The sequence below is a fragment of the Rhizobium sp. MHM7A genome (genome assembly GCF_005862215.1).
GTDB classification, from domain to species: Bacteria; Pseudomonadota; Alphaproteobacteria; order Rhizobiales; family Rhizobiaceae; genus Rhizobium; species Rhizobium bangladeshense.
Map to the genome: position 1 here is coordinate 238,651 of NZ_VCHT01000005.1, position 21,383 is coordinate 260,033.

Here is a 21,383-nt window from a genome sequence, read left to right on the forward strand (position 1 = left end):
ATTCGATAGAAAGAATGAAAGGCTTCCCCATGGACGGCGTCACGGTCATCGATCACCCGCTTGTGCAGCACAAGCTCACCATCATGCGACGCAAGGAGACATCGACGGGGAGTTTCCGGCGCCTGCTGCGCGAAATCTCCACGCTGCTCTGTTACGAGGTAACCCGCGATCTCGAATTGACGATGGCAACGATCGAGACGCCGCTGCAGACGATGGACTCGCCGATCCTCGAAGGCAAGAAGCTGGTCTTCGCCTCGATCCTGCGCGCCGGCAACGGGCTGCTTGAGGGCATGCTCGATCTCGTGCCGTCCGCCCGCGTCTCGCATATCGGCGTCTACCGCGATCACGAGACGCTGCAGCCGGTCGAGTATTACTTCAAGGCGCCGGAGGACGTAGCCGAGCGCCTGATTATCGTCGTCGACCCGATGCTGGCGACCGGCAATTCCTCGATCGCGGCAATCGACAAGCTCAAGGAGCGCGGCGCCCACAATATCCGCTTCCTCTGCCTGCTCGCCGCTCCGGAGGGCATCCGCAACTTCCGCGCGGCGCATCCCGATGTTCCGGTCTTCACCGCGGCGATCGACAGCCATCTCAACGAGAAGGGCTACATTATGCCGGGCCTCGGCGATGCCGGCGACCGCATGTACGGGACCAAATGATTTCAGCCTTCCTTTACCAATCGAAAGCCTTTATGGCCCGGACGGTTTGTTCCGGGCCTTTTTGCTCCCGATTTTAGCAAGTTATCAGGATTTTAGGCTTAGCAAGCTGGGAGCATGAGGCCCTGCATGAAGCAGGGTTTATACAGGAAGGATTTCTGTTTCATGCTCGCTCGTACTGTCATATTCGCCAGCATCGCCGCGGTGCTGGCCACACAGGTGCCTTCCTTCTTCGGAAGCGCAAGCCAGCAGCCTTCCGACGCTCCCTCCGCCAATTACGTCTCAACCGACACAAGCCGGCCCGTTGCACAGACGCCCGCCAATGGCGGCAATACGATCCGCCTGCAGGCGGATGCTCAAGGACACTATACCGGTAGCTTCAAGATCAACGGTAAGCCGGTGCCGGGGCTGATCGATACCGGCGCCACCTATGTCGCCCTCAACGAAGCACTCGCCCGCCGGCTCGGCTTCACGGCAAACCAGCTCGACTTCCGCTATAGTGTCAACACGGCGAACGGCCAGACGAAGGCCGCGCATGTGACCCTCGACCGTGTCGAAATCGGCAGCATCCGCGTCCGGAATGTCGAGGCCTTCGTCCTGAAGGATGACGCGCTGACGACCACGCTGATCGGCATGAGCTTCCTGCAGAAGCTTGCCTCCTATTCCGTCGCCGACCGCTCGCTCAGCCTCAAACAATAAAGCGCATCAGATCAGGCCTGCAATGACAGGGGCCAATTCGGGCTTGTCGTCAGCGATGCGGTAATGAGCGGCCAGGGCCGCAGCTGCTTCTTCCGCCGCGGCTTCGTCGGCAGCGTGAACGACGGCGATCGGGTCGCCCGCATTCACCCGGGTGCCAAGAGGCAGTAGGCCGGAGAAACCGACGCGATGATCGATGCGATCTGCCGGATGCCGGCGACCACCGCCGAGATCTATGACGCTGATGCCGATACCGCGAGCGTCGCAGTCGGCAAGCCAGCCCGACCTGGCGGCCCGGACTTCTTTTTCGACAGGCGCCCTGGCCAGGTATTTCTGCGGATTTTCGACGAGATCGGCCGGTCCGCCGAGCATGGAAACCATACGTCCGAAGACTTCGGCCGCCTGTCCCGACGACAGGGCCCGGCGCGCCATCCCATCGGCTTCATCAGAGGACGCGGCAATGCCCGATTTCACCAGCATCTCGGCGGCAAGGGCAAAAACCACGGTCTCGAGCCGAGTGCCAGTCTTCCTGCCCGCCAGGAAATCCAGGCAGTTGCGTATCTCGACGGCATTGCCGGCGCTATCGGCAAGCGGCTCATTCATAGCGGTGATCAAGGCGGAGGTCTTCACGCCGGCACCATTGGCAACCTCGACCAGGGATTGCGCCAGCATCGCCGCCTGACCTCGTTCAGCCATGAAGGCGCCGTTGCCGGCCTTGACGTCGAGCACCAGCGTCTGGAGTCCGGCCGCGAGCTTCTTAGACAGGATCGAAGCGGTGATGAGCGGAATGGAATCGACGGTGGCGGTTACATCGCGCACGGCATAAAGCCTGCCGTCGGCGGGCGCCAAGATCCCTGTCTGGCCGATAATGGCGCATCCCGCCTGCTTGACGACCCTGTGGAAAAGGTCCGCATCGGGGGTGATCGTATAGCCGGGAATGGATTCGAGCTTGTCGAGCGTGCCGCCGGTATGACCGAGGCCGCGCCCTGAGATCATCGGAACGGCGAGGCCGCAGGCCGCCGCGATCGGCGCCAACATCAGCGAGACATTGTCGCCGACGCCCCCGGTCGAATGTTTGTCGGCTATCGGGCGGTCGATATCGGCCCACTCCAGCCTATCTCCCGAGTCGGCCATCGCCAGCGTCAGGGCCACGATTTCCTCGCGGGACATGCCCTTGAACCAGACGGCCATGGCGAAGGCGCCGATCTGGCCTTCGGACAGCCGACCGGCAGCGAGCGCGGCGATGAAGGACCTGATATCGGCGGCGTCCAATTCCTCGCCGTCGCGTTTACGTCGGATGATCTCCTGCGGAATCATCTCAGTAGCTCGACGCCGCAGCCTTCGCCGGCTGCGCTCCATTCAGGACCGCCAGTATGTCGTCGAGCAGGCCGGAAGCGCCGAAGCGAAAGGTCGAGGGCATCGCCCAGTCCGGCGCCATGATAGTTTCGGCAAGGCTCAGATAGAGCGCCGCATCGGCCACCGAGCCGATGCCGCCAGCCGGTTTGAAGCCGACCTTGCGCCCACTTTCACGAATGGCCCGGATCATGATGTCGGCGGCCTCGAGAGTCGCGTTGACGGCGACCTTGCCTGTGGACGTCTTGATGAAATCCGCGCCGGCTTCAATGGCGAGTTCGGAGGCACGGCGGATCAATGCCGCATCCTTCAACTCGCCGGTCTCGATGATCACCTTCAGCAGGACGGGACCGGCACATTCGGCGCGCACAGCCTTGACCATGTCGGTCACTGCCTCCTCATTGCCTGATATGAGCTTGCGGTAGGGAATGACCAGATCGATCTCATCGGCGCCATCGGCGATCGCCTCGCGGGTTTCGGCGGCGACGTCGGCCACTTCCATATCGCCTGCCGGGAAATTGACGACGGTTGCGATCCGCACGGCATGGCCGGCACCGAGAATATTACGGGCATGGGCGACGAAACGCGGCCAGATGCAGATCGCGGCGCTGTTGCCGTAAGGGGTCTGAGCGCGGGCGCAGAGCACGTCTATTTGCGCCTCAGTGCAATCATCCTTCAAATTGGTGAGGTCGAGAAGGGAAAGGGCGACCGCCGCCGTTTCCCGGATGGAATGGCTATTCATTTTCGCTTCCTCCAGCCGCAATCATTTCTTTCAATATGGCGGCAAGACGGGCGCCGCCGATGGGCGCCATGTCCTTGGTTTCCTCATGGCTGAGTTCATTGCCGGTCATGCCTGCCCCATAGTTGGTGATAACGGAGGCGGCGGCAACCCTGAGACCCAGCATTCTTGCAATGATAACCTCCGGCACAGTCGACATGCCGACGGCATCGGCGCCCAGGATGCGCGCCATGCGGATTTCGGCCGGCGTTTCGAAGCTTGGGCCGGAGAACCACATGTAGACGCCTTGTGCCAGCGCGATCTCGTGCTTAGCGGCCGCACTTTGCATCGCCGCGGCGAGGTCAGCGTCATAGGCATTGGTCATGCCGACGAAGCGATGGTCGCTCTCCTCGCCGATCAGCGGGTTCATGCCGGAATAGTTGATGTGATCGGTGATCTGCATCACCGAGCCGGGCGGCATGTCGTCGCGCAGCGATCCTGCCGAATTGGTCAAGATCAGCGCGTTGACGCCGAGCGCCTTCAGCACCTCGATCGGGAGGCGCATGGCATTGGCGTCACCCTTTTCATAATAATGCACGCGGCCGGAGAGCATGATGACGGGCTTTCCGCCGAGGCGGCCGGCAACGACCTCACCCGCGTGCCCGGAGACGGCGCTGACGGGAAAGCCCGGCAGATCGCGATAGGGAATACGGACGGCGCTCTCCAGCTGACCAACGAGGGAACCAAGGCCGGAGCCGAGTACGATTCCGTGGCGCGGCTTGATCGCACCCAGCAATGCGGCAAGCAGTTCGACCGTCGCCTTCATCCGAGTTCCGTCTCAAAACTGAAGGGAAGAAGCTCTTCCATCGTCATGGTCTTCTTCACGCCCGCCTCGTCGCAGAGGTAGATCTTCGTGTCCTTGGCGGCGAATTCGGAGATCTTCTGGCGGCAGCCGCCGCAGGGCGGGCAGAGCGGCAGCTTCTCGGCGATGACGGCCATTTCGACGATCTTCCGGGCGCCGCCCATGATCATGGCGCTGATCGCCGTCGGCTCGGCGCACCATCCTTGCGGGAAGGAGAGGTTTTCGATGTTGGCGCCCGTATAGATCTTGCCGTTGTCGGCGCGGATTGCCGCACCGACCGGGAATTTCGAATAGGGGGCGTGCGCAAAGGCCATGGCGCCGCGAGCGGCTTCGAACAGGTCGTGGGACATGATCAACGTTCCTTGGTATAGGGCACACCGCCGGCCTTCGGCGGAATTGCGACACCGATGAAGCCGGCAAGCAGGATGCAGGTCAGGATATAGGGCAGCGCCTGGAAGACCTGGACCGGCACTTCACCGACCAGCGGCACCTGCTTGCCCTGCATGAAGTTCGCCAAAGCATCGAGGAAGCCGAAGAGCAGGCAGGCGAACATGACCGGTACCGGCTTCCACTTGGCAAAGACCAGCGCCGCCAGCGCTATATAGCCCTTGCCGGCAGACATGTCCTTGATGAAGGCGGCGGACTGGGCGATCGCGAGATAGGTGCCGGCAAAGCCGCAGAGAATACCGGCGCACATCACCGCGCGATAGCGCAGCCAGGCGACCGAAATGCCTGCCGTATCGACCGCGCCCGGATTTTCGCCGACGGCGCGCAGCCTGAGGCCGAAGCGCGTGCGGTAAAGCACCCACCAGGAGAAGGGCACGGCGAGGAAAGCGAGATAGGTGAGTATGTTGTTGCCCGATATGACGTTGGCATAGAGCGGACCGACGATCGGTATGTCACGGACGGCATCGGCACCCGCCAGGATGATCGGCGCGAAGCGCGCCTCCGGCGGCAACTGCGGCGTGCGCCCGCCCTGGCCGAACCAGGCCTGGCCGAGCACGATGGTAATACCCGCGATAAAGAAGTTGATCGCGACACCCGATACGATCTGGTTGCCGCGATTGGTGATCGAGGCAAAGCCGTGCACAAGGCTCAGCGCCACCGAACAGACGATGCCGGCACCGAGCCCGAGCCAGGCCGAACCGGTGAGATAGGCCACGCAGGCGGCGGCGAAGGCCGATCCCAGCATCTTGCCTTCGAGGCCGATATCGAAAACACCCGCGCGCTCGGAAAACAGCCCGGCGAGCGCGGTAAAGATCAGCGGGATGGAGAGCCGAACCGTCGAGCTGAGGACATTGATGAAGATGTCGTAGTAATCCATCGTCCGCTCCTCAAGCCCGCACGAACTGTTGGTAGAGGTGCACCATTGCCGGCCGGAACATATATTCCAGTGCGCCGGCGAACAGGATGACCAGGCCCTGGATGACGAGGATCATTTCCCGGGTGATGTTCGGCATTTCGAAAGAGATCCAGTCCCCACCCTGATAGAGAGTGCCGAAGAGGATCGCTGCGAAAATGATCCCGAGCGGATGGTTCCGGCCCATCAGCGATACGGCGATGCCGACGAAGCCCGCGCCGCCGACGAACTCCACCTGTAGACGAGCGGATGAGCCCATGACGGGATTGAGGGCCATCATTCCGGCGAGCGCGCCGGACAGCAGCATGGCGATGATGACGGTGCGTGCATAAGGAATGCCGGCATATTCAGCCGCCGTCGAGCTCACACCGAGTGTGCGCATCTCGAAACCGAGCTTGGTGCGCCAGATGAGGATCCAGACAAACCAGGCGGCAAGAAGGGCGATGATGAAGGAGACGTTGAAGGGTGCGGCACCCAGCTTACTGCCGAAGATGCTCATGACCCAGCCAAGCTTCGGAAGCTGTCCCCCCTCAAGGAAGGTGCGGGTTTCCGGCGCCATCTTGCCCGGCACGATCAGCACGTGCACGAGCAGGTAGACCATGAGAGCGGCGGCAATGTAGTTGAACATGATTGTCGTGATGACGATATGGCTGCCGCGCTTGGCCTGCAGGAAAGCGGGAATGAAAGCCCAGGCTGCGCCAAAGACTCCGGCGCCGACGATGGCGATCGGCATCGTCACATACCAGGGCACATAATTGTCGAGCGCCAGGGCTACCAGTGCACAGCCGAGACCGCCGATATAGGCCTGGCCTTCGGAGCCGATGTTGAAGAGACCGGCATGAATGGCGACAGCCACGGAAAGGCCGGTGAAGATGAAGCTCGTCGCATAGTAGAGCGTGAAACCGACACCTTCGCCGCTGCCAAAGGCGCCCTCGATCAGCAATGAAAGTGCGGCAAGCGGGCTCTCGCCGATCAGCCAGACGACGAAGCCGGAAATCAGGAAGGCAACGAGAAGGTTCAGAAGCGGGATCAGGCCGTAACTGATCCAATTTGGCAGCGGAACGGAAGCAGTGCTCATAAAGGCCTCACGCGGCAATGCCGGCCATCATCAGGCCGAGGGTCTGTTCACCGGCATCGGGCGTCTTCTCGCCGACGACGTGGCCGGCAAACATGACAAGGATACGGTCTGAAAGGGCGCGGATCTCGTCAAGTTCGACGGAGACGAGCAGGATCGCCTTGCCCGCATCGCGCATCTCGATGATCCGGCGGTGAATGAATTCGATGGCGCCGATATCGACACCGCGCGTCGGCTGGCCGATGATCAGCATCTTCGGATCGCGTTCGATCTCGCGGGCGACGACGATCTTCTGCTGATTGCCGCCAGAGAAATTCGCCGTCTTCAGCCGCGGATTCGGCGGGCGGATGTCGTATTTTTCAATCTTCTCCATCGCGTCCTTGCGGATCGCTTCGAGATCGAGCAACGGGCCTTTGCTGTAGCCAGCACGACGGTGGTAGCCGAGCACCGAGTTTTCATACTCCTCGAATTTCAGCACCAGCCCCATGTGGTGGCGGTCTTCGGGAATATGGGCAAGGCCGAGATCGCGCAGGCGGGCGGGATCGGCCTTGTCGATCGTTTGGCCGTCGAGAAGAATCTCACCGGAGGTGGGCTTGCGGATGCCGGCAATAGCCTCCAGCAATTCGGACTGGCCGTTGCCGGCAACACCGGCAATGCCGACGATCTCGCCGGCGCGCACGTCGAAGGAGACGTTGTCGACCATGGTAACGCCGCGATTGTCCTTAACCGTAAGATTGCGCACGGCGAGCACGGCGGTCCCCGGATTGCCCTCCCCCTTCTGCACGCGCAGCAGCACGCGGCGGCCGACCATCAGCTCGGCAAGCTCCTCCACCGTCGTTTCCGCCGTCTTGCGGGTCGCGACCATCTCGCCGCGGCGCATGACGGAAACCGTATCGGTGATCGCCATGATCTCCCGCAGCTTATGGGTGATCAGAATGATCGTCTTGCCCTGGTCGCGCAGCACCTTGAGGATGCGGAAGAGGTGATCGGCTTCTGCCGGCGTCAGCACGCCCGTGGGTTCGTCGAGGATCAGGATTTCAGCGCCGCGGTACATGGCTTTGAGGATTTCGACGCGCTGCTGCAGGCCAACCGGAAGCTCTTCGATCAGCGCATCCGGATCGACCTCGAGGCCGTACTCCGTTTCCAGCCGCTTGAGCTCGGCGCGCGCTGATGCAACGCCTCGTGCCAGCAGCGAACCGCCTTCTGCGCCGAGCATGACATTCTCGAGCACGGTAAAATTATCAACCAGCATGAAATGTTGGTGCACCATGCCGATGCCGGCGGCGATCGCCGCCTGGCTGTCACGGATGGTGACGGGATTGCCGTTGACGCGGATCTCGCCGCTGTCGGCGTGATAAAAACCATAGATGATCGACATCAGCGTCGATTTGCCGGCGCCGTTTTCACCGATGATGCCGTGGATCGTCCCCTTGGCAACGGTGAGGTTGATGTCCTTGTTGGCATGGACGGCACCGAATTTCTTATCGATGCCGACAAGCTCGATAGCGGGCTTATCTGTCACTACAGGCTCCAAATAAGAAAAGGGCGCATGGCGAAAATCCCCTCCGCCATACGCCCGATCTCAATCGTCGATTACATCAGGGCGCGGGTCACTTCGGGCAAGCGTTGTCCGTGGTATAATCGTGAACCTTGACGGTTCCGGCAATGATATCGGCCTTGGCCTTATCGACGGCGGCCTGCATTTCCGGCGTAATCAACGACTTGTTGTTGTCGTCGATCGCGGCGCCGACACCGTCTTCCTTGACGCCGAGCGCCTGGACGCCTCCGGTGAACTTATCGTTCTTGGTGTCGGTGTAGGCGTTGTAGACGGCGAGGTCGACGCGCTTGACCATCGAGGTCAGGACCGAGCCCGGATGCAGATGGTTCTGGTTGGAGTCGACGCCGATCGACAGCTTCTTATTGTCGGCGGCAGTCTGCAGCACGCCGAGGCCTGTGGCGCCGGCTGCCGCGTAGATGACATCGGCGCCCTGGTCGATCTGGTTCTTGGTGAGCTCGCCGCCGCGAACCGGGTCATTCCAGGCCGCACCGGTGGTGCCGGTCATGTTCTGGAAAACCTGGATATCGGCCTTGGCGGCGCGCGCGCCCTGCTCATAGCCACATTCGAACTTGCGGATCAGCGGAATGTCCATGCCGCCGACGAAGCCGACCTTGCCGGTCTTGGATGCCATGCCAGCGAGAATACCGACGAGATAGGAGCCTTCTTCTTCCTTGTAGACGACTGAGCGGACGTTCGGCTTCTCGACCACGGAGTCGACGATGACGAACTTGGTGTCGGGGAATTCGGCTGCGACCTTCTCGATGGCCGAAGTCCAGGCGAAGGAAACGGCAACCACCGGATTGAAACCGCGGCTTGCGAAGTTGCGGATGGCCTGTTCGCCCTGCGTATCGCCAGTCGGCTCGAAGTCGCGATAGGCGATGCCGGTTTCGGCCTTGAACTTCTCGGCACCGTTATAGGCCGCTTCGTTGAAAGACTTATCGAACTTCCCGCCAGTGCCGTAAACCAGCGCCGGCTTGACATCGGCGGCGAGCGCCGTCGTCGACATGGCAGCCATGGCAAGAAGGGTGAGAAGGGATTTTTTCATGAGTTGCAGCCCTGTTGTTGCTATTTGTTTGGGGTCCTCCCGCAAGCCCTTTTCGGACATGTCTGCGGAACCACCGACCTCCCCCCGGAGGCCTGGCTGCGCGCATCCTTGCATGGCTCACGGAAAAATTCACCAGAAATTTTTCGGCTGGTAAAGATTTGCAGCGATTGCCGAAAATCAGTTCTTCCCGGCTGATTTTTTGAACAGTTGCCCATCGCGGGTGCTGATTTTCCAGCCAATCCGCCGGCAGGTGCCAAGGACACGGGAGACCCCATGCGCAGCAGCTTTCGCCGCGCCGCGCCGGCTCAAGCAGAGTTCGCTATGCGATGAAGCGGCCCGATACCTGTGGCTTCTTATAACCGATCATCCAGAGAAGCAGCGCGATCGCCAGAAATACCGCGAAGGCTGGCTGGAGCATCAGCCAATGAAAGATGAAGGCGTAGAACCGCGGGTGGATATAGTAGGAAAGCGCGGATTGCAGCGACGTCAGCGTCTCGGGGCTCACATCCTGCCAGGCATCCGACATCGGCGTCATCACCACGGCGGAGGCGGCAACCGATTGGATCGAATCGATGGTCCCGGCAATAACGGCCGCCGCAAGCGCGACAAGACTCGCCAGACGCAACAGGAAACGCATCAATTCCTCCGACGCTTCGATATGCCGGGTAATTCCGGCGAACCCGCGCCATTCTCCACCTTGAGAAATACATAGTCATCGATGAGGTGAAGCACAATGGGATGGGCCGAGGGGAGTTTTATCGGAAGAAGTCAAAAAACTGTTAGATTTGGGTTGATCGGCAAAAATTCATCGGTATATATCGCGCCGTTCCGACGATTTGCTCCTATCCGGGCGCGAACGCCAAAGGACAGGTGGCCGAGTGGTTTAAGGCGCACGCCTGGAACGCGTGTGTACGTGAAAGCGTACCGAGGGTTCGAATCCCTCCCTGTCCGCCATTCACTTCTCTCCCGCATATCCTACCCCAGTGCCAACCGAAGCTCGGGGCGCCCTAAGATTCCAGATTTTTTACCACGCTGCTTCACTGCGTCTTTGCACGTTTGGGTTTAGGTTCTGCCAAACCAAAAACAGAGGTAAAACAGGTGGAAGAACTTGCGGTTAAGTCGAAGATCATCAAATCCGTATATTTCAGCCAGGAAGACGGGCGGCTCAGGATTTGCTTCAAAAACGGCGAGGAGCGTCTGTTCGAGGGCGTGCCGTCTTCGGAAGCCCATGCGATGACGGCAGCGCCGTCTCCCGGGCATTATTATCTTGACCGGATCCGGACGCGGTTTCGCAGACTGGCCGCCTAAATTCGAGGGATCGCTTCGAATTGAGACGAGGCCAGTGGATATTTACCTCTGGTTAACTCTCGCCTTCATCACAATTGGATCGGCCCAAGCGGAAAGCGTCAATTTATCATTGCTGCCGCTTTCAGAGATTCGGTCAGCCGGGAGGCTCGGTGGCGGACCCCAGCCAGGAGCCGGGCCTCCCCGTCACGCTCCCCGTTTGGCAATGGCCCGGGCCTTGCCGCAATGGCCATGAAATAGCGAATTGGGGCTAATCCTGTGAAAAACCGGAATGATCACATCCGGACTCGACAATGCTTCATTAGCATGATTGCATAAACCCATGGAACGGGAGGGCCGGGGTGATGATGTTCGAGAATCTGCTTGAGATGCAGGAGCGCGGCGTGCGCGACCGTGCTCTTGGCCGCAGCCTGGCGGACAACCCGATGTCGAAGCCGGATGTTCTGCCGATCACCGATCTGCAGGAATGGTATTCGATGTACGACGCCTGGCGTTTCGGCTGGTCGATCGAGGATGCGATGGCCGGGCATATCGATCTACCCCGGGATGGCCGCGCTTCACCTCGTGCCTATACCAGGACCGTCTGATCGACCCGGTCCTCGGCGCCGAAGAATTTCAGGTAGCGTTCGACCTCCGCCGGATCGCCGGTCGCCTTCTGCGGGTTGTCTGAGAGTTTCACCGCGGGGCGACCGTTAGCGTCGCTGACTTTGCAGACGACGGAAATCGGATTGAGGCCGGAGATTTCTGTCGGCGCGCAGCCGGCGAAATCGTTCGTCAGATTGGTGCCCCAGCCGAAGCTCATGCGCACGCGGCCTTCGAAATGCCGGTAGGTGTCGATAATGGCGTCGACATCGAGGCCGTCGGAGAAGATCAAGAGCTTCTGGCGCGGATCGCGGCCCATCTTCTTCCACCAGTCGATGATCTTTTCACCACCTTCGATCGGCGGGGCGCTGTCGGGACGAAAACCGGTCCAGTCGGCGACCCAGTCCGGGGCGTCGCGCAGAAAGGCTGCGGTGCCGAAGGCATCCGGAAGGACGATCAGCAGGTTGCCGCCATAGAGCTTGTTCCAGTCCCGCAGGATCTTGTAGGGGGCATTGCGGAGCTGCTCGTCGGTTTGGGCCAGGGCGGCGGCCACCATCGGCAGCTCGTGTGCATTGGTGCCGACGGCCTCAAGATCGGAATCCATCGCCAGCAATACGTTGCTGGTGCCGGTAAAGGCCGGACCGATGCCTTCCTTCAATGCCTCGACGCACCAGCGCTGCCAGAGGAAGCTGTGGCGCCGGCGGGTGCCGAAATCGGAGATGCGCAAGCCCGGCAGCTCCCTCAGCCGCTCGACCTTGGACCACATCTTGGCCTTGGCGCGGGCATAGAGCACATCAAGGGTGAAGGGACCGAGCGCCTTCATCGCCGAGCGCGAACGCAGCTCATTGACGATGGCGAGCGCCGGGATTTCCCACATCGTGGTCTCCTTCCACGGTCCATGGAAATCCAGGACATATTGCCCGTCCTTCTTCGACAGCTCGTATTCGGGAAGCTGGAAGTTGGAGAGCCAGGCAAGAAATTCCGGCTCAAAGATCTGTGCGCGGCCGTAGAAACTGTTACCCGCCAGCCAGATCATCTCCTTCTTGGAGAGCCTCAGCGTGCGCGCATGATCGAGCTGTTCGCGCAACGCGCCTTCGTCGATCTCCTCGGCCAGGCGCACACGCTTGGTGCGGTTGATCAGGGTGAAAGAGGCATTGACGTCAGGATAGAGCTTCCAGATCATCTGCAGCATTAGCAGCTTGTAGAAGTCGGTATCGATCAGGCTGCGGATGATCGGGTCGAGTTTCCAGGCGTGATTATAGACACGTCTCGCGATATCAGTCTTGGCCATGAGATTCCTGCCCCTGTCCACTCCGGTCAGGCGCTGCCAAGTTCCGGGCCGGCGCACGAAACCGGTTCGTGCGCCTTCTTATCGAAAAATCGGCGGGCAAAGTCCAGACAAAACATAAACATCCCGCCGCAGGTGGCGGCGGGATGCGGGAGATCATCTGTCGAACACTTACTGCGCCGGCGCCGCAGGTTGGGCCGGTGCAGCAGGCGCGGTATTGGGGGCGGGCGCCGTCTGCGGCGTCTCCGTTGGAACCGCATTTCCATTCTGCAGCGTCGGCGCGGGTGCTGCGTCCGATTGTTGCTGCTGGAGCTGCTGGCCGGGCTGCTGCGGCGCCACCTCGTCCGCCTCGCGATTGCCCCAGATCTCCACCGGGATCCAGACCACGAAAGCAAGGATCAGCGCCACGAGCAGCACGGTCAGAATACGATAACCCATGCGTCCCTGCTTTGCCTTCACCGGCGGGATCTGCTGCTCCTCATGGAGCTTGCCGTCGGATTTTTCCCAGCGCGTTTCAGTCTGATGAGCCATCATCGTCTCCTTCCGCTGCCTTGGCGGCCGACCGGGCCGCGAAGAACTTCGGAAAGAAAACGGGTGGCCGTCTGGAAGGTTCCGGGCTCAAACATGCCACGGCCTTTCCGAATAGCCAAACTGCTGCACGTTTTCGTCCGAATGCCGCTAATAGCCGACGGCGCGATCGATCACAAACTGCAGCGTCTCGCCGCGCTCAAAACGGGCGATCTGCGTCTCGACATGGCGGAACAGCGCGTTCTCTTCGGAGACTGCCGCGTCATGCGGGGTGATAAAGACGTTCTCCAACTCCCATAACGGGCTGTCGGCGGCGAGCGGCTCCACTTCAAAAACGTCGAGAGAAGCGCCGCCGAGCGTCCCCTCCCTGATGGCCGAGACGATGTCGCTCTCGATCTGGCTTTTGCCGCGGCCGGCATTGATGAAGACCGGCCGTCCGAGCGCACCACCGCGAAGCTTCTTAAATAGCCCTCTATCATAAAAGCCGGTCGTCTCAGGCGTCAGCGGCAAGAGGCCGACAAGAATGTCGGTCCTGCCTAGAAATCTGTCCAATCCGCCCGCGTCGAATGTCTCGACGCCGTCGATTGACTTGCGGGTGCGCGACCAGCCGATGACGTCGAAACCCAACACTTTCAGCTTGGCCACCGCATCCTGGCCGAGAATTCCGAGACCCATGACGCCGACGGTCACCTCCGCCGCTTCCGGCGCGATCAATTTGGCCCATTCGCGCCGCCTCTGCTTGATGTCATGAGCATATTGCGCGCGCAGATGCATCAGGCACTGCATGACAACCCATTCGCTCATGCGGGTCGTCAGGCTGTGGTCGACGAAGCGAACTATCGGAACATCAGGCAGGCCATCCATGCCGATGATGTGATCGACGCCGGCACCGCCCGAGAAGATGACCTTGAGGTGTCGCGCCCGGCTGAAAAGGTCGCCATCAGGCTTCCAGAGAAGAGCATATTCGACAGCACGGAGATCACGCGCGGCATCGGCCGGATCGGCGAGATTGATGCTTCCGCGATCGGGAAAAGCCGTCTTCAGCGCATGGGCAATACCTTCGGGGTTGAATTTGAGATCGACGAGAACGGGAGAAGGTGCGGACATGATTTTCTTTACTGCTGCACGGCGGGCGTCGGCACCGCCTCGATGTTGAAAGCCGCCGCCATGAGTGCTTTGGTGTAATCGTCCTTCGGCGCACGGAAGATTTCCGATGACGGTCCCTGCTCTACCACCTTCCCAAAACGCATGACGATGACGTCATTGGCAAGCGCCTTCACCACCTTCAAATCGTGGCTGATAAAGAGATAGGCGAGATCGTGCTTCTTCTGCAGATCGCGCAGGAGATCGACCACCTGGGCCTGCACGCTCATATCGAGCGCGGATGTCGGCTCGTCGAGCATGACGAAACGCGGCTTCAGCACCATGGCGCGGGCAATCGCGATGCGCTGGCGCTGGCCGCCGGAGAATTCATGCGGATAACGCCAGCGGGTCAGCGGATCGAGGCCCACCTCCTCCAGCGCCCAGCAGACACGCTGGTCGCGCTCCTCGGCGCTCAAGGCGCGCTCATGCACCTTCAGCCCCTCGGCGATGATATCGCCAACCGACATGCGGGGGCTGAGCGAACCGTACGGATCCTGGAAGACGATCTGCAGCTGGTTGCGCAATGGCCGCATCTCGTTGAAAGAGTAACCGGCTATATCCCTGCCGACAAAGGCGATCCGTCCTTGCGAAGAGATGAGACGGGTGAGCGCCAGGCCGAGCGTTGTCTTGCCGGAACCGGATTCGCCGACGACGCCTAGCGTCTGCCCGGCCCGCAGCGAAAGATCGATGCCATCGACCGCCTTGACGTGATCGACGACGCGGCGCATCAGCCCCGCCTTGATCGGGAACCAGACGCGGATATCGGAGCCTTCCATCACCACCGGTTTCGACGGATCGCCAACCGGCGGCTCGCCGCGCGGTTCGGAGGCAAGGAGGTGACGGGTATATTCGTGCCTCGGATTGGCGAAAACCTCGGCGACCGTCCCGGTTTCGACGATCCGGCCTTTGGTCATGACGCAGACGCGATCGGCGAATTTGCGCACGATGCCGAGATCATGCGTGATGAACAGCAGCGACATGCCGTGCGCCGCCTTCAATTGCCGGAGAAGCTCAAGGATCTGCGCCTGCACGGTGACGTCGAGCGCGGTAGTCGGCTCGTCTGCGATCAGCAGTTCCGGCCGGTTGGCAAGCGCCATGGCGATCATGACGCGCTGGCGCTGACCGCCGGAGAGTTCGTGCGGATAGGCCTTCAACCGCTTCTCAGGCTCGCGGATGCCGACCTGGTTCAACAGTTCCAGCACGCGCTCGCGCGCCGCCTGGCCGGTGAGCCCCTGGTGCAAGGCGAGAATCTCGGCGATCTGCTTCTCGATCGTATGAAGCGGATTGAGCGAGGTCATCGGCTCCTGAAAGATCATGGTGATGTCGTTGCCGCGCACCTCGCGCAACGCCCTCTCCGGCGCCTTCAACAAGTCCTGCCCCTTGAACAGGATTTCGCCGGAGGGATGGCTTGCCGACGGATAAGGCAGAAGCCGCAGGATCGAATTGGCCGAGACCGACTTGCCGGAGCCGGATTCGCCGACGAGCGCCACGACCTCGCCCTTGGCGATATCGAAGGAGATGCGATCGACGGCGAGCGAGGTCTCGCCACCCTGATGGAAGGCAACCGAGAGATCGCGGACGGAGAGGAGCGGTTCTGTCATGTCACTCATTGAAACGTCTTCCTCGGATCGAAGGCGTCGCGCACGGCTTCGCCGATGAAGATCAAAAGGGAAAGCATGATCGACATGGTGAAGAAAGCCGTCAGGCCCAGCCAGGGCGCCTGGAGATTGGTCTTGCCCTGGGCGATCATCTCGCCGAGCGAAGGTGAGCCGGGCGGCATGCCGAAGCCGAGGAAATCGAGCGAGGTCAACGTCGTAATCGAGCCGGAGAGAATGAAGGGCAGGAAGGTGAGCGTCGCCACCATGGCGTTCGGCAGCAGATGGCGCCACATGATGGTGCGGTTGTTGACGCCGAGCGCGCGGGCAGCGCGGACATATTCGAAATTGCGGGCGCGCAGGAATTCGGCGCGCACGACGCCGACGAAGCCCACCCAGGAAAAGAGCAGCATGATGCCGAGCAGCACGAAAAAGCCGGGCGGCAGGATCGCAGCGATGATCAGCAAGATGTAAAGCACCGGCATCGACGACCAGATTTCGATCAAGCGCTGCAGCAAGAGGTCGGTCCAGCCGCCGAAATAGCCCTGCACGGCGCCTGCGGTGACGCCGATGACGGCCGAGCAGATGGTGAGCGCCAGGCCGAAGAGCACCGATATGCGGAAGCCGTAGATGACGCGCGCCAGCACGTCGCGGGCCTGGTCGTCGGTGCCGAGCCAGTTGAGATTGCCCAGCGTGCAGGCGGGATCATTCGCCCCTTGGGGATAACCGGAGCAACGCTCCTCCTTCGTCATCAGCCAGAAGGGGGCGGTCGGCGCCGAATGCGGGATGTTCGAATTAACCGAGCGGTAGGAATAACGGATCGGCGGCCAGATCATCCAGCCATTGGCATTGATCTCGTCCGATATCACCGAGGAACGGTAGTCGGTTTCGGCTAGAAAGCCGCCGAACTTCTCCTCGGGATAATCGATCAGTACGGGAAACAGGATCTCGCCCTTGTAGGAGGCGACGATCGGCCGGTCGTTGGCGAGGAATTCGGCAAACAGGCTTAGCACGAACAGCAGCAGGAAAAGCCACAGCGACCAGTAGCCGCGGCCGTTCGCCCGGAAATTCTTCCAACGACGGATGTTGGTCGGCGACAGCAGCCCCTTGCGCGGCGGCTTGACGGGAGTTGCAGTGACGGGATTTGCGGCGGTGTCCATCAGACATCCCTCCGCTCGAAATCGATGCGCGGATCGATCCAGGTATAGATCAGGTCGGAAATCAAGCTGACGAACAGACCGAGCAGCGAGAAGATATAGAGTGTCGCGAAAACGATCGGATAATCCCGGTTGACGACTGAGAGATAGCCCAGGCGGCCGAGGCCATCGAGCGAGAAGATATTTTCGATCAGCAGCGACCCGGTGAAGAAGGCCGAGATGAAGGCGCCGGGAAAACCGGCAATGATGATCAGCATGGCATTGCGGAAAACGTGGCCGTAAAGCACCTGCCGCTCATTCAGGCCCTTGGCGCGGGCGGTCACGACATATTGCTTCTTGATCTCCTCGATGAAGGAATTCTTGGTCAAGAGCGTCGTCGTCGCGAAAGCGGCAAGCGAAAGCGAGATCAGTGGCAGGGTGAGGTGCCAGAAATAATCGAGCGGCTTCTGCCACCAGGCGAGCTGGTCGAAATTGTCCGAAACCAGGCCCCGCAGCGGAAACCAGTCGTAGAAGGAGCCACCGGCGAAAAGCACGATCAGCAGAATGCCGAAAAGAAAGCTCGGCACGGCATAACCGACGACGATGACGCCCGAGGTCCAGACATCGAAGGTCGACCCATCTTTCACCGCTTTGCGGATGCCGAGCGGGATGGAGATCGCATAGGAGAAAATCAGGATCCAGACGCCGAGCGAGATCGACACCGGCAGCTTCTCCTTGATGAGATCGAGCACGGAGGTGTTACGGAAGAAGCTCTCGCCGAAATCGAAGCGGATGTAATTCCACATCATCTCGCCAAAACGCGTCAGCGGCGGCTTGTCGAAGCCGAACTGTTTCTCGAGCTTGGCGATCAGTTCCGGATCGAGCCCCTGGGCACCACGATATCTCGAACCTTCGTCCCCTCCTCCGTCGCCCATCAGGTCGCCGCCCCCGGAGAGGCGCTGATCGGCGCCATCGGCCTGGCCGGTCAATTGAGCGATCACCTGCTCGACCGGACCGCCGGGGGCGAATTGAACAACGATGAAGGAGATCGCCATGATGCCGATAATGGTCGGGATCATCAAAAGCAGGCGGCGAATGACATAGGCTCCCATCAGCCTTCAGCCTCCGGAAATCTTCTTCTTGTCTGCCTGCCGTCCAGTCTAATGCCGCTCAATCCGCCAGCCTTCCCTTGCCGGCCCTGCCGGCTTGTCGTGATTCGCTCGTGCCATTTGGAGCCCAGAGCCCCAGCATTGCAAGCCCGCTCATTTTGCCGAGGCCGACCACCAGACATCGGGGAAGCCGAGGCTATAGGCCGGGTATTCGGCGGGATGAGTGATCGTGTTCCAATAGACGATGTTCTGGGTACCGCGGTAGAACAGCGGGATGACGTAGTGGTTTGCAAGCAGGACCCTGTCCATCGCCTTGATCGCCGCGACCTGTTCATCGCGGTTCGGCGCGAAGATGATCATGCGGATGAGTTCGTCGATTGCCGGATTGGCGATTCCGGCATAATTCTGGGAGCCTTGCTGGTTCACCGAGCCGGATCCCCAATAGTCGGCCTGCTCGTTGCCGGGGTTCATCGACTGCGCCCAGACATTCCAGATCATATCGTAGTCGAAGCTGCGTTCGCGGTTGACAGCTTGCGATGCATCAACTGTCCGCACGCGCGCATCTATGCCGATTTTCTTGAGATTGTTGGCATAAGGCACCGCCCAGCGCTCCAACATGGGGCTCGACAACAGTATCTCAAAGCTCATCGGCTGGCCGGTCTTGGTACTGACCATGCGATTGCTCTTGATCTCCCAGCCAGCCTCTTTCAGCAGTGCAATCGCCTTGCGAAGGTTGTCGCGGCTTTTCTGCGGGTCACCGCCGACGGGATTGGTGTACGGTGTCGTGAAGACCTCGGGCGGAACCCTGTCCTTCATGCCCTCCAGTATTTCCAGTTCACGACCCTGCGGCAGGCCCGAAGAGGCAAGCTCGGTGTTCCAAAAATAGCTGTCGATGCGCTTGTAGCTGTTGAACGCAACCGTGCGGTTCAGCTCCTCGAAATCGAAACCGTAGTTCAGCGCTTCGCGAACCCGCTCGTCTTTGAAGAGATCACGGCGCATATTGGGCACGAGAGCCTGCATGATTCCGGTGGAGCGCAACGGGTTTGCAACCTCTTCCTTCTTGACGCGTCCTTCCTTCACCGCGGGGAAATCATATCCCGTCGCCCAGCGGGCAGCTGTGGTTTCCTGCCAAAAGTCGCTGTTGCCGGCGCGAAAGGCTTCAAACTCGACGTCCCGATCACCGAAATAGGTGTAGATGACGTTGCGGAAATTGTTCTGGCCGACATTCACATTGAGATCCTTGCCCCAATAGTCGTCACGCAGTTCATAACGGATTGTCGCTCCGGGCGAGAAGGACGCAATCTTATAAGGTCCGGACCCCATTACGGGCTCGAGCGTCGTCTTTGAAATATCGCGGGGCTTGCCGTCCGGTCCCTGGCCCTCCCACCAATGTTTCGGTACGACAACCAACTGGCCGAGAATATTCGGGAGCTCGCGGTTGTTCTTCTCGTCGAAAGTGAAGGTGATGTCACGATCGCCGGTTTTTTCGGCCTTTACCACGTGCCGATAATAGTTCGCGGTGACGGGATTGAGCTCCTTGGTCTTATCCAGGCTGAAGATGACATCCTCGGGCGTGACCGGTTGCCCGTCCGCCCATTTTGCCTCCGCGCGCAGGCGAAAGGTCGCACTCGAGACATCGGCGGGGAAAGACAGTCCTTCGGCAAGCAGGCCGTATGAGACAAGCAGCTCGTCATCGGCCGGTTTCATCAGCGTGTCGTAAACGAGCGCCAAGCCAACTGCCGCCTGGCCCTTGGCAAGCACCGGATTGAAGGTGTCGAAGGCCCCACTAGCGGAAAGGCGCAAATCTCCGCCCTTGGGAGCGTTGGGATTGACGTAATCGAAATGAGCAAAGCCAGGTTTATATTTCATCTCGCTGATGACCGAGCTCCCGATCTGAAACGGCTGCTCTTCACCTATTGCCGCGAAAGGCGTCAAAGCACCCGCAAGTGACAGAAACAGACCGATTTTCGACCAAAAAGCCGCCATTCCCACTTCCCCTGAATATTGATGGATTCGACAATACGAGAAATAGGGGCGAAAAACAGGAAAGAGTTTGGTTTTTGCCGGGCTCGCGAATTTTTGAACCGGCCCGTACCTGACAAAGGGCAGCTTCGGCGGCGCTGCGGCGATCCGCCACCGGCTCCTCCTGCGCCCGTCCGTCAAATCATCGATTCACCAAAATCGCTTTTCACGATAGATTCGAACGCAAATCACTTCGGCATCGACTTAAGGGAACAGCATGGCTCTCGGCTTCGCCCAGGCTTTCAGAACATTCGGCAGACTAACGCTTGCCGGCGCGATCGGCGCAGGCCTCGCCGCCGGCGACGTCGGCGCACAGCAGAAGACGCCAAGCCCAGGCAGCGCCAAGGCTCTATTTGCAGGCGCCAGCCTGCCGACGCAGGGGCCGGCGCAGCCGATCGGCTTCTATGCAAAGGGCTGCATGACCGGCGCGGTGGCGCTGCCGACCGACGGGCCGACCTGGCAGGCGATGCGGCTTTCACGCAACCGCCGCTGGGGCAACCCGGCGATGATCGCGCTCTTGGAACGGTTTTCGCAGGACGCGGTCAAATATGCCGGCTGGCCTGGCATTCTCGTCGGCGATATCGCGCAGCCGCGCGGCGGACCGATGCTCAATGGCCATTCCTCGCACCAGATCGGCCTAGACGCGGATATCTGGTTCACCCCGATGCCGGCGCGCCGCATGACGCCCCAGGAGCGCGAGGACCTGCCATTCACCAGCATGCTGCAGAAGGACAAGTTCCTCACGGTCAACCCGAGGGTATGGACGGAATCGCGCGCGCGGCTCTTGATGCTGGCGGCGAGCTATCCCGAAGTGGAGCGCATCTTCGTCAATCCGGCGATCAAGAAGAAAATGTGCGATACCTGGGCCGGCGACCGAACCAACCTTGGCAAGCTCCGGCCGATATACGGGCATGACTCGCATTTCCACATTCGCATCAAATGCCCGCCCGGTGCTGCCGGATGCACGCCGCAGGCTCCCGTCGCCGCAGGGGACGGCTGCGACAAGTCGCTCGCCTATTGGTTCACGCCGGCGCCCTGGGCGCCACCGAAACCACCCAAGCCCGGCGCCAAGCCGCCGAAGCCGCCGCGTGAGATGATGGTCTCCGATCTGCCGAAGGCCTGCGCCGCGGTTCTCGATGCCGCTTCCGTCGCTTCGATGCAAGCCGCCACCTATGGCGGGCCCTCCGCCGCAAGCGCGTTCGCCGCCGCTCCGGCGGCCGCGTCGGCTGACGATAGCGATGACGCATTGCCGGATGTCGGCCCGGTCCCGAACGACAAGCCGGCGCTCCAATGAAGTGGCGGACGCTCTGTCTTTCAAATCGCAAATTCTTGGTATAAAGCGATCAAATCGA

The 21,383-nt window shown here is 60.7% G+C and carries 21 protein-coding genes and 1 tRNA gene; 6 read left to right on the forward strand and 16 right to left on the reverse strand.

The window, feature by feature from the left end; all coding sequences use genetic code 11:
• Positions 1 to 29: 29 nt before the first annotated feature.
• Positions 30 to 659, forward strand: coding sequence for a uracil phosphoribosyltransferase (gene upp / locus FFR93_RS19400; RefSeq protein ID WP_020920114.1), 630 nt, complete (start codon positions 30 to 32; stop codon positions 657 to 659).
• Between the two features lie 126 nt (positions 660 to 785).
• Positions 786 to 1,355, forward strand: a complete 570-nt coding sequence (locus FFR93_RS19405; RefSeq protein WP_064707613.1) for a TIGR02281 family clan AA aspartic protease — start codon at positions 786 to 788, stop codon at positions 1,353 to 1,355.
• Positions 1,356 to 1,361: 6 nt separating this feature from the next.
• Here FFR93_RS19405 and deoA read toward each other — a convergent pair whose 3' ends face one another.
• The 9 genes from deoA to FFR93_RS19450 form a co-directional block, all read right to left on the reverse strand.
• Positions 1,362 to 2,669 (reverse strand): thymidine phosphorylase, encoded by a 1,308-nt coding sequence (gene deoA / locus FFR93_RS19410; protein WP_138394405.1) that lies wholly within the window; start codon positions 2,667 to 2,669, stop codon positions 1,362 to 1,364.
• 1 nt (position 2,670) lies between these two features.
• Entirely contained in the window at positions 2,671 to 3,447 is a 777-nt protein-coding gene (gene deoC / locus FFR93_RS19415) for a deoxyribose-phosphate aldolase (protein WP_064707611.1), read from the reverse strand.
• The gene (locus FFR93_RS19420) at positions 3,440 to 4,249 is read right to left on the reverse strand and encodes a purine-nucleoside phosphorylase (protein ID WP_138394406.1); all 810 of its coding nucleotides are present in this window, start codon (positions 4,247 to 4,249) and stop codon (positions 3,440 to 3,442) included. The genes deoC and FFR93_RS19420 overlap by 8 nt, the downstream gene beginning before the upstream one ends.
• The gene (locus tag FFR93_RS19425; protein ID WP_138394407.1) at positions 4,246 to 4,635 is read right to left on the reverse strand and encodes a cytidine deaminase; all 390 of its coding nucleotides are present in this window, start codon (positions 4,633 to 4,635) and stop codon (positions 4,246 to 4,248) included. Before FFR93_RS19425 ends, FFR93_RS19420 begins: the two co-directional genes overlap by 4 nt.
• Positions 4,636 to 4,637: 2 nt before the next feature.
• Positions 4,638 to 5,609: an ABC transporter permease gene (locus FFR93_RS19430; protein WP_138394408.1), complete on the reverse strand. Its 972-nt coding sequence runs from the start codon at positions 5,607 to 5,609 to the stop codon at positions 4,638 to 4,640.
• A gap of 10 nt (positions 5,610 to 5,619) precedes the next feature.
• Positions 5,620 to 6,723 (reverse strand): ABC transporter permease, encoded by a 1,104-nt coding sequence (locus tag FFR93_RS19435; RefSeq protein ID WP_138394409.1) that lies wholly within the window; start codon positions 6,721 to 6,723, stop codon positions 5,620 to 5,622.
• Positions 6,724 to 6,730: 7 nt separating this feature from the next.
• On the reverse strand, positions 6,731 to 8,242 hold the full coding sequence (locus FFR93_RS19440) for an ABC transporter ATP-binding protein (RefSeq protein ID WP_138394410.1): 1,512 nt from the start codon (positions 8,240 to 8,242) through the stop codon (positions 6,731 to 6,733).
• Between the two features lie 88 nt (positions 8,243 to 8,330).
• A complete protein-coding gene (locus FFR93_RS19445) occupies positions 8,331 to 9,323 on the reverse strand; it encodes a BMP family ABC transporter substrate-binding protein (RefSeq protein ID WP_064707605.1) in 993 nt (330 codons plus the stop codon).
• Between the two features lie 319 nt (positions 9,324 to 9,642).
• A complete protein-coding gene (locus FFR93_RS19450; RefSeq protein WP_064707604.1) occupies positions 9,643 to 9,960 on the reverse strand; it encodes a hypothetical protein in 318 nt (105 codons plus the stop codon).
• Positions 9,961 to 10,187: 227 nt separating this feature from the next.
• Here FFR93_RS19450 and FFR93_RS19455 point away from each other — a divergent pair.
• From FFR93_RS19455 to FFR93_RS19465, 3 genes are all read left to right on the forward strand, one after another.
• A tRNA-Ser gene (locus FFR93_RS19455) sits at positions 10,188 to 10,277 on the forward strand.
• Between the two features lie 144 nt (positions 10,278 to 10,421).
• Positions 10,422 to 10,631 carry a KTSC domain-containing protein gene (locus FFR93_RS19460; RefSeq protein ID WP_138394411.1) on the forward strand — a complete coding sequence of 70 codons (210 nt, stop codon included), beginning with the start codon at positions 10,422 to 10,424 and terminating at the stop codon, positions 10,629 to 10,631.
• Positions 10,632 to 10,975: 344 nt separating this feature from the next.
• Entirely contained in the window at positions 10,976 to 11,215 is a 240-nt protein-coding gene (locus FFR93_RS19465) for a CrpP-related protein (protein WP_064707865.1), read from the forward strand.
• Here FFR93_RS19465 and pncB read toward each other — a convergent pair.
• The 7 genes from pncB to FFR93_RS19500 form a co-directional block, all read right to left on the reverse strand.
• On the reverse strand, positions 11,197 to 12,501 hold the full coding sequence (pncB, locus tag FFR93_RS19470) for a nicotinate phosphoribosyltransferase (protein WP_064707603.1): 1,305 nt from the start codon (positions 12,499 to 12,501) through the stop codon (positions 11,197 to 11,199). The genes FFR93_RS19465 and pncB overlap by 19 nt on opposite strands.
• Before the next feature lie 168 nt (positions 12,502 to 12,669).
• Complete coding sequence (locus FFR93_RS19475) at positions 12,670 to 13,032, reverse strand: hypothetical protein (RefSeq protein WP_082928061.1); 363 nt, start codon at positions 13,030 to 13,032, stop codon at positions 12,670 to 12,672.
• A gap of 144 nt (positions 13,033 to 13,176) precedes the next feature.
• Complete coding sequence (locus FFR93_RS19480) at positions 13,177 to 14,133, reverse strand: glyoxylate/hydroxypyruvate reductase A (protein WP_138394412.1); 957 nt, start codon at positions 14,131 to 14,133, stop codon at positions 13,177 to 13,179.
• Positions 14,134 to 14,141: 8 nt separating this feature from the next.
• Positions 14,142 to 15,779: an ABC transporter ATP-binding protein gene (locus FFR93_RS19485; RefSeq protein ID WP_064711845.1), complete on the reverse strand. Its 1,638-nt coding sequence runs from the start codon at positions 15,777 to 15,779 to the stop codon at positions 14,142 to 14,144.
• The gene (locus FFR93_RS19490; RefSeq protein ID WP_064711846.1) at positions 15,776 to 16,924 is read right to left on the reverse strand and encodes an ABC transporter permease; all 1,149 of its coding nucleotides are present in this window, start codon (positions 16,922 to 16,924) and stop codon (positions 15,776 to 15,778) included. Before FFR93_RS19490 ends, FFR93_RS19485 begins: the two co-directional genes overlap by 4 nt.
• Positions 16,924 to 18,012 (reverse strand): microcin C ABC transporter permease YejB, encoded by a 1,089-nt coding sequence (locus FFR93_RS19495; RefSeq protein WP_138394413.1) that lies wholly within the window; start codon positions 18,010 to 18,012, stop codon positions 16,924 to 16,926. The genes FFR93_RS19490 and FFR93_RS19495 overlap by 1 nt, the downstream gene beginning before the upstream one ends.
• A gap of 150 nt (positions 18,013 to 18,162) precedes the next feature.
• The gene (locus tag FFR93_RS19500) at positions 18,163 to 19,995 is read right to left on the reverse strand and encodes an extracellular solute-binding protein (RefSeq protein WP_138394414.1); all 1,833 of its coding nucleotides are present in this window, start codon (positions 19,993 to 19,995) and stop codon (positions 18,163 to 18,165) included.
• A gap of 253 nt (positions 19,996 to 20,248) precedes the next feature.
• On the opposite strand from FFR93_RS19500, the gene mepA reads away from it, so the two are divergent.
• Complete coding sequence (gene mepA, locus FFR93_RS19505; RefSeq protein WP_138394415.1) at positions 20,249 to 21,325, forward strand: penicillin-insensitive murein endopeptidase; 1,077 nt, start codon at positions 20,249 to 20,251, stop codon at positions 21,323 to 21,325.
• Positions 21,326 to 21,383: the final 58 nt, after the last annotated feature.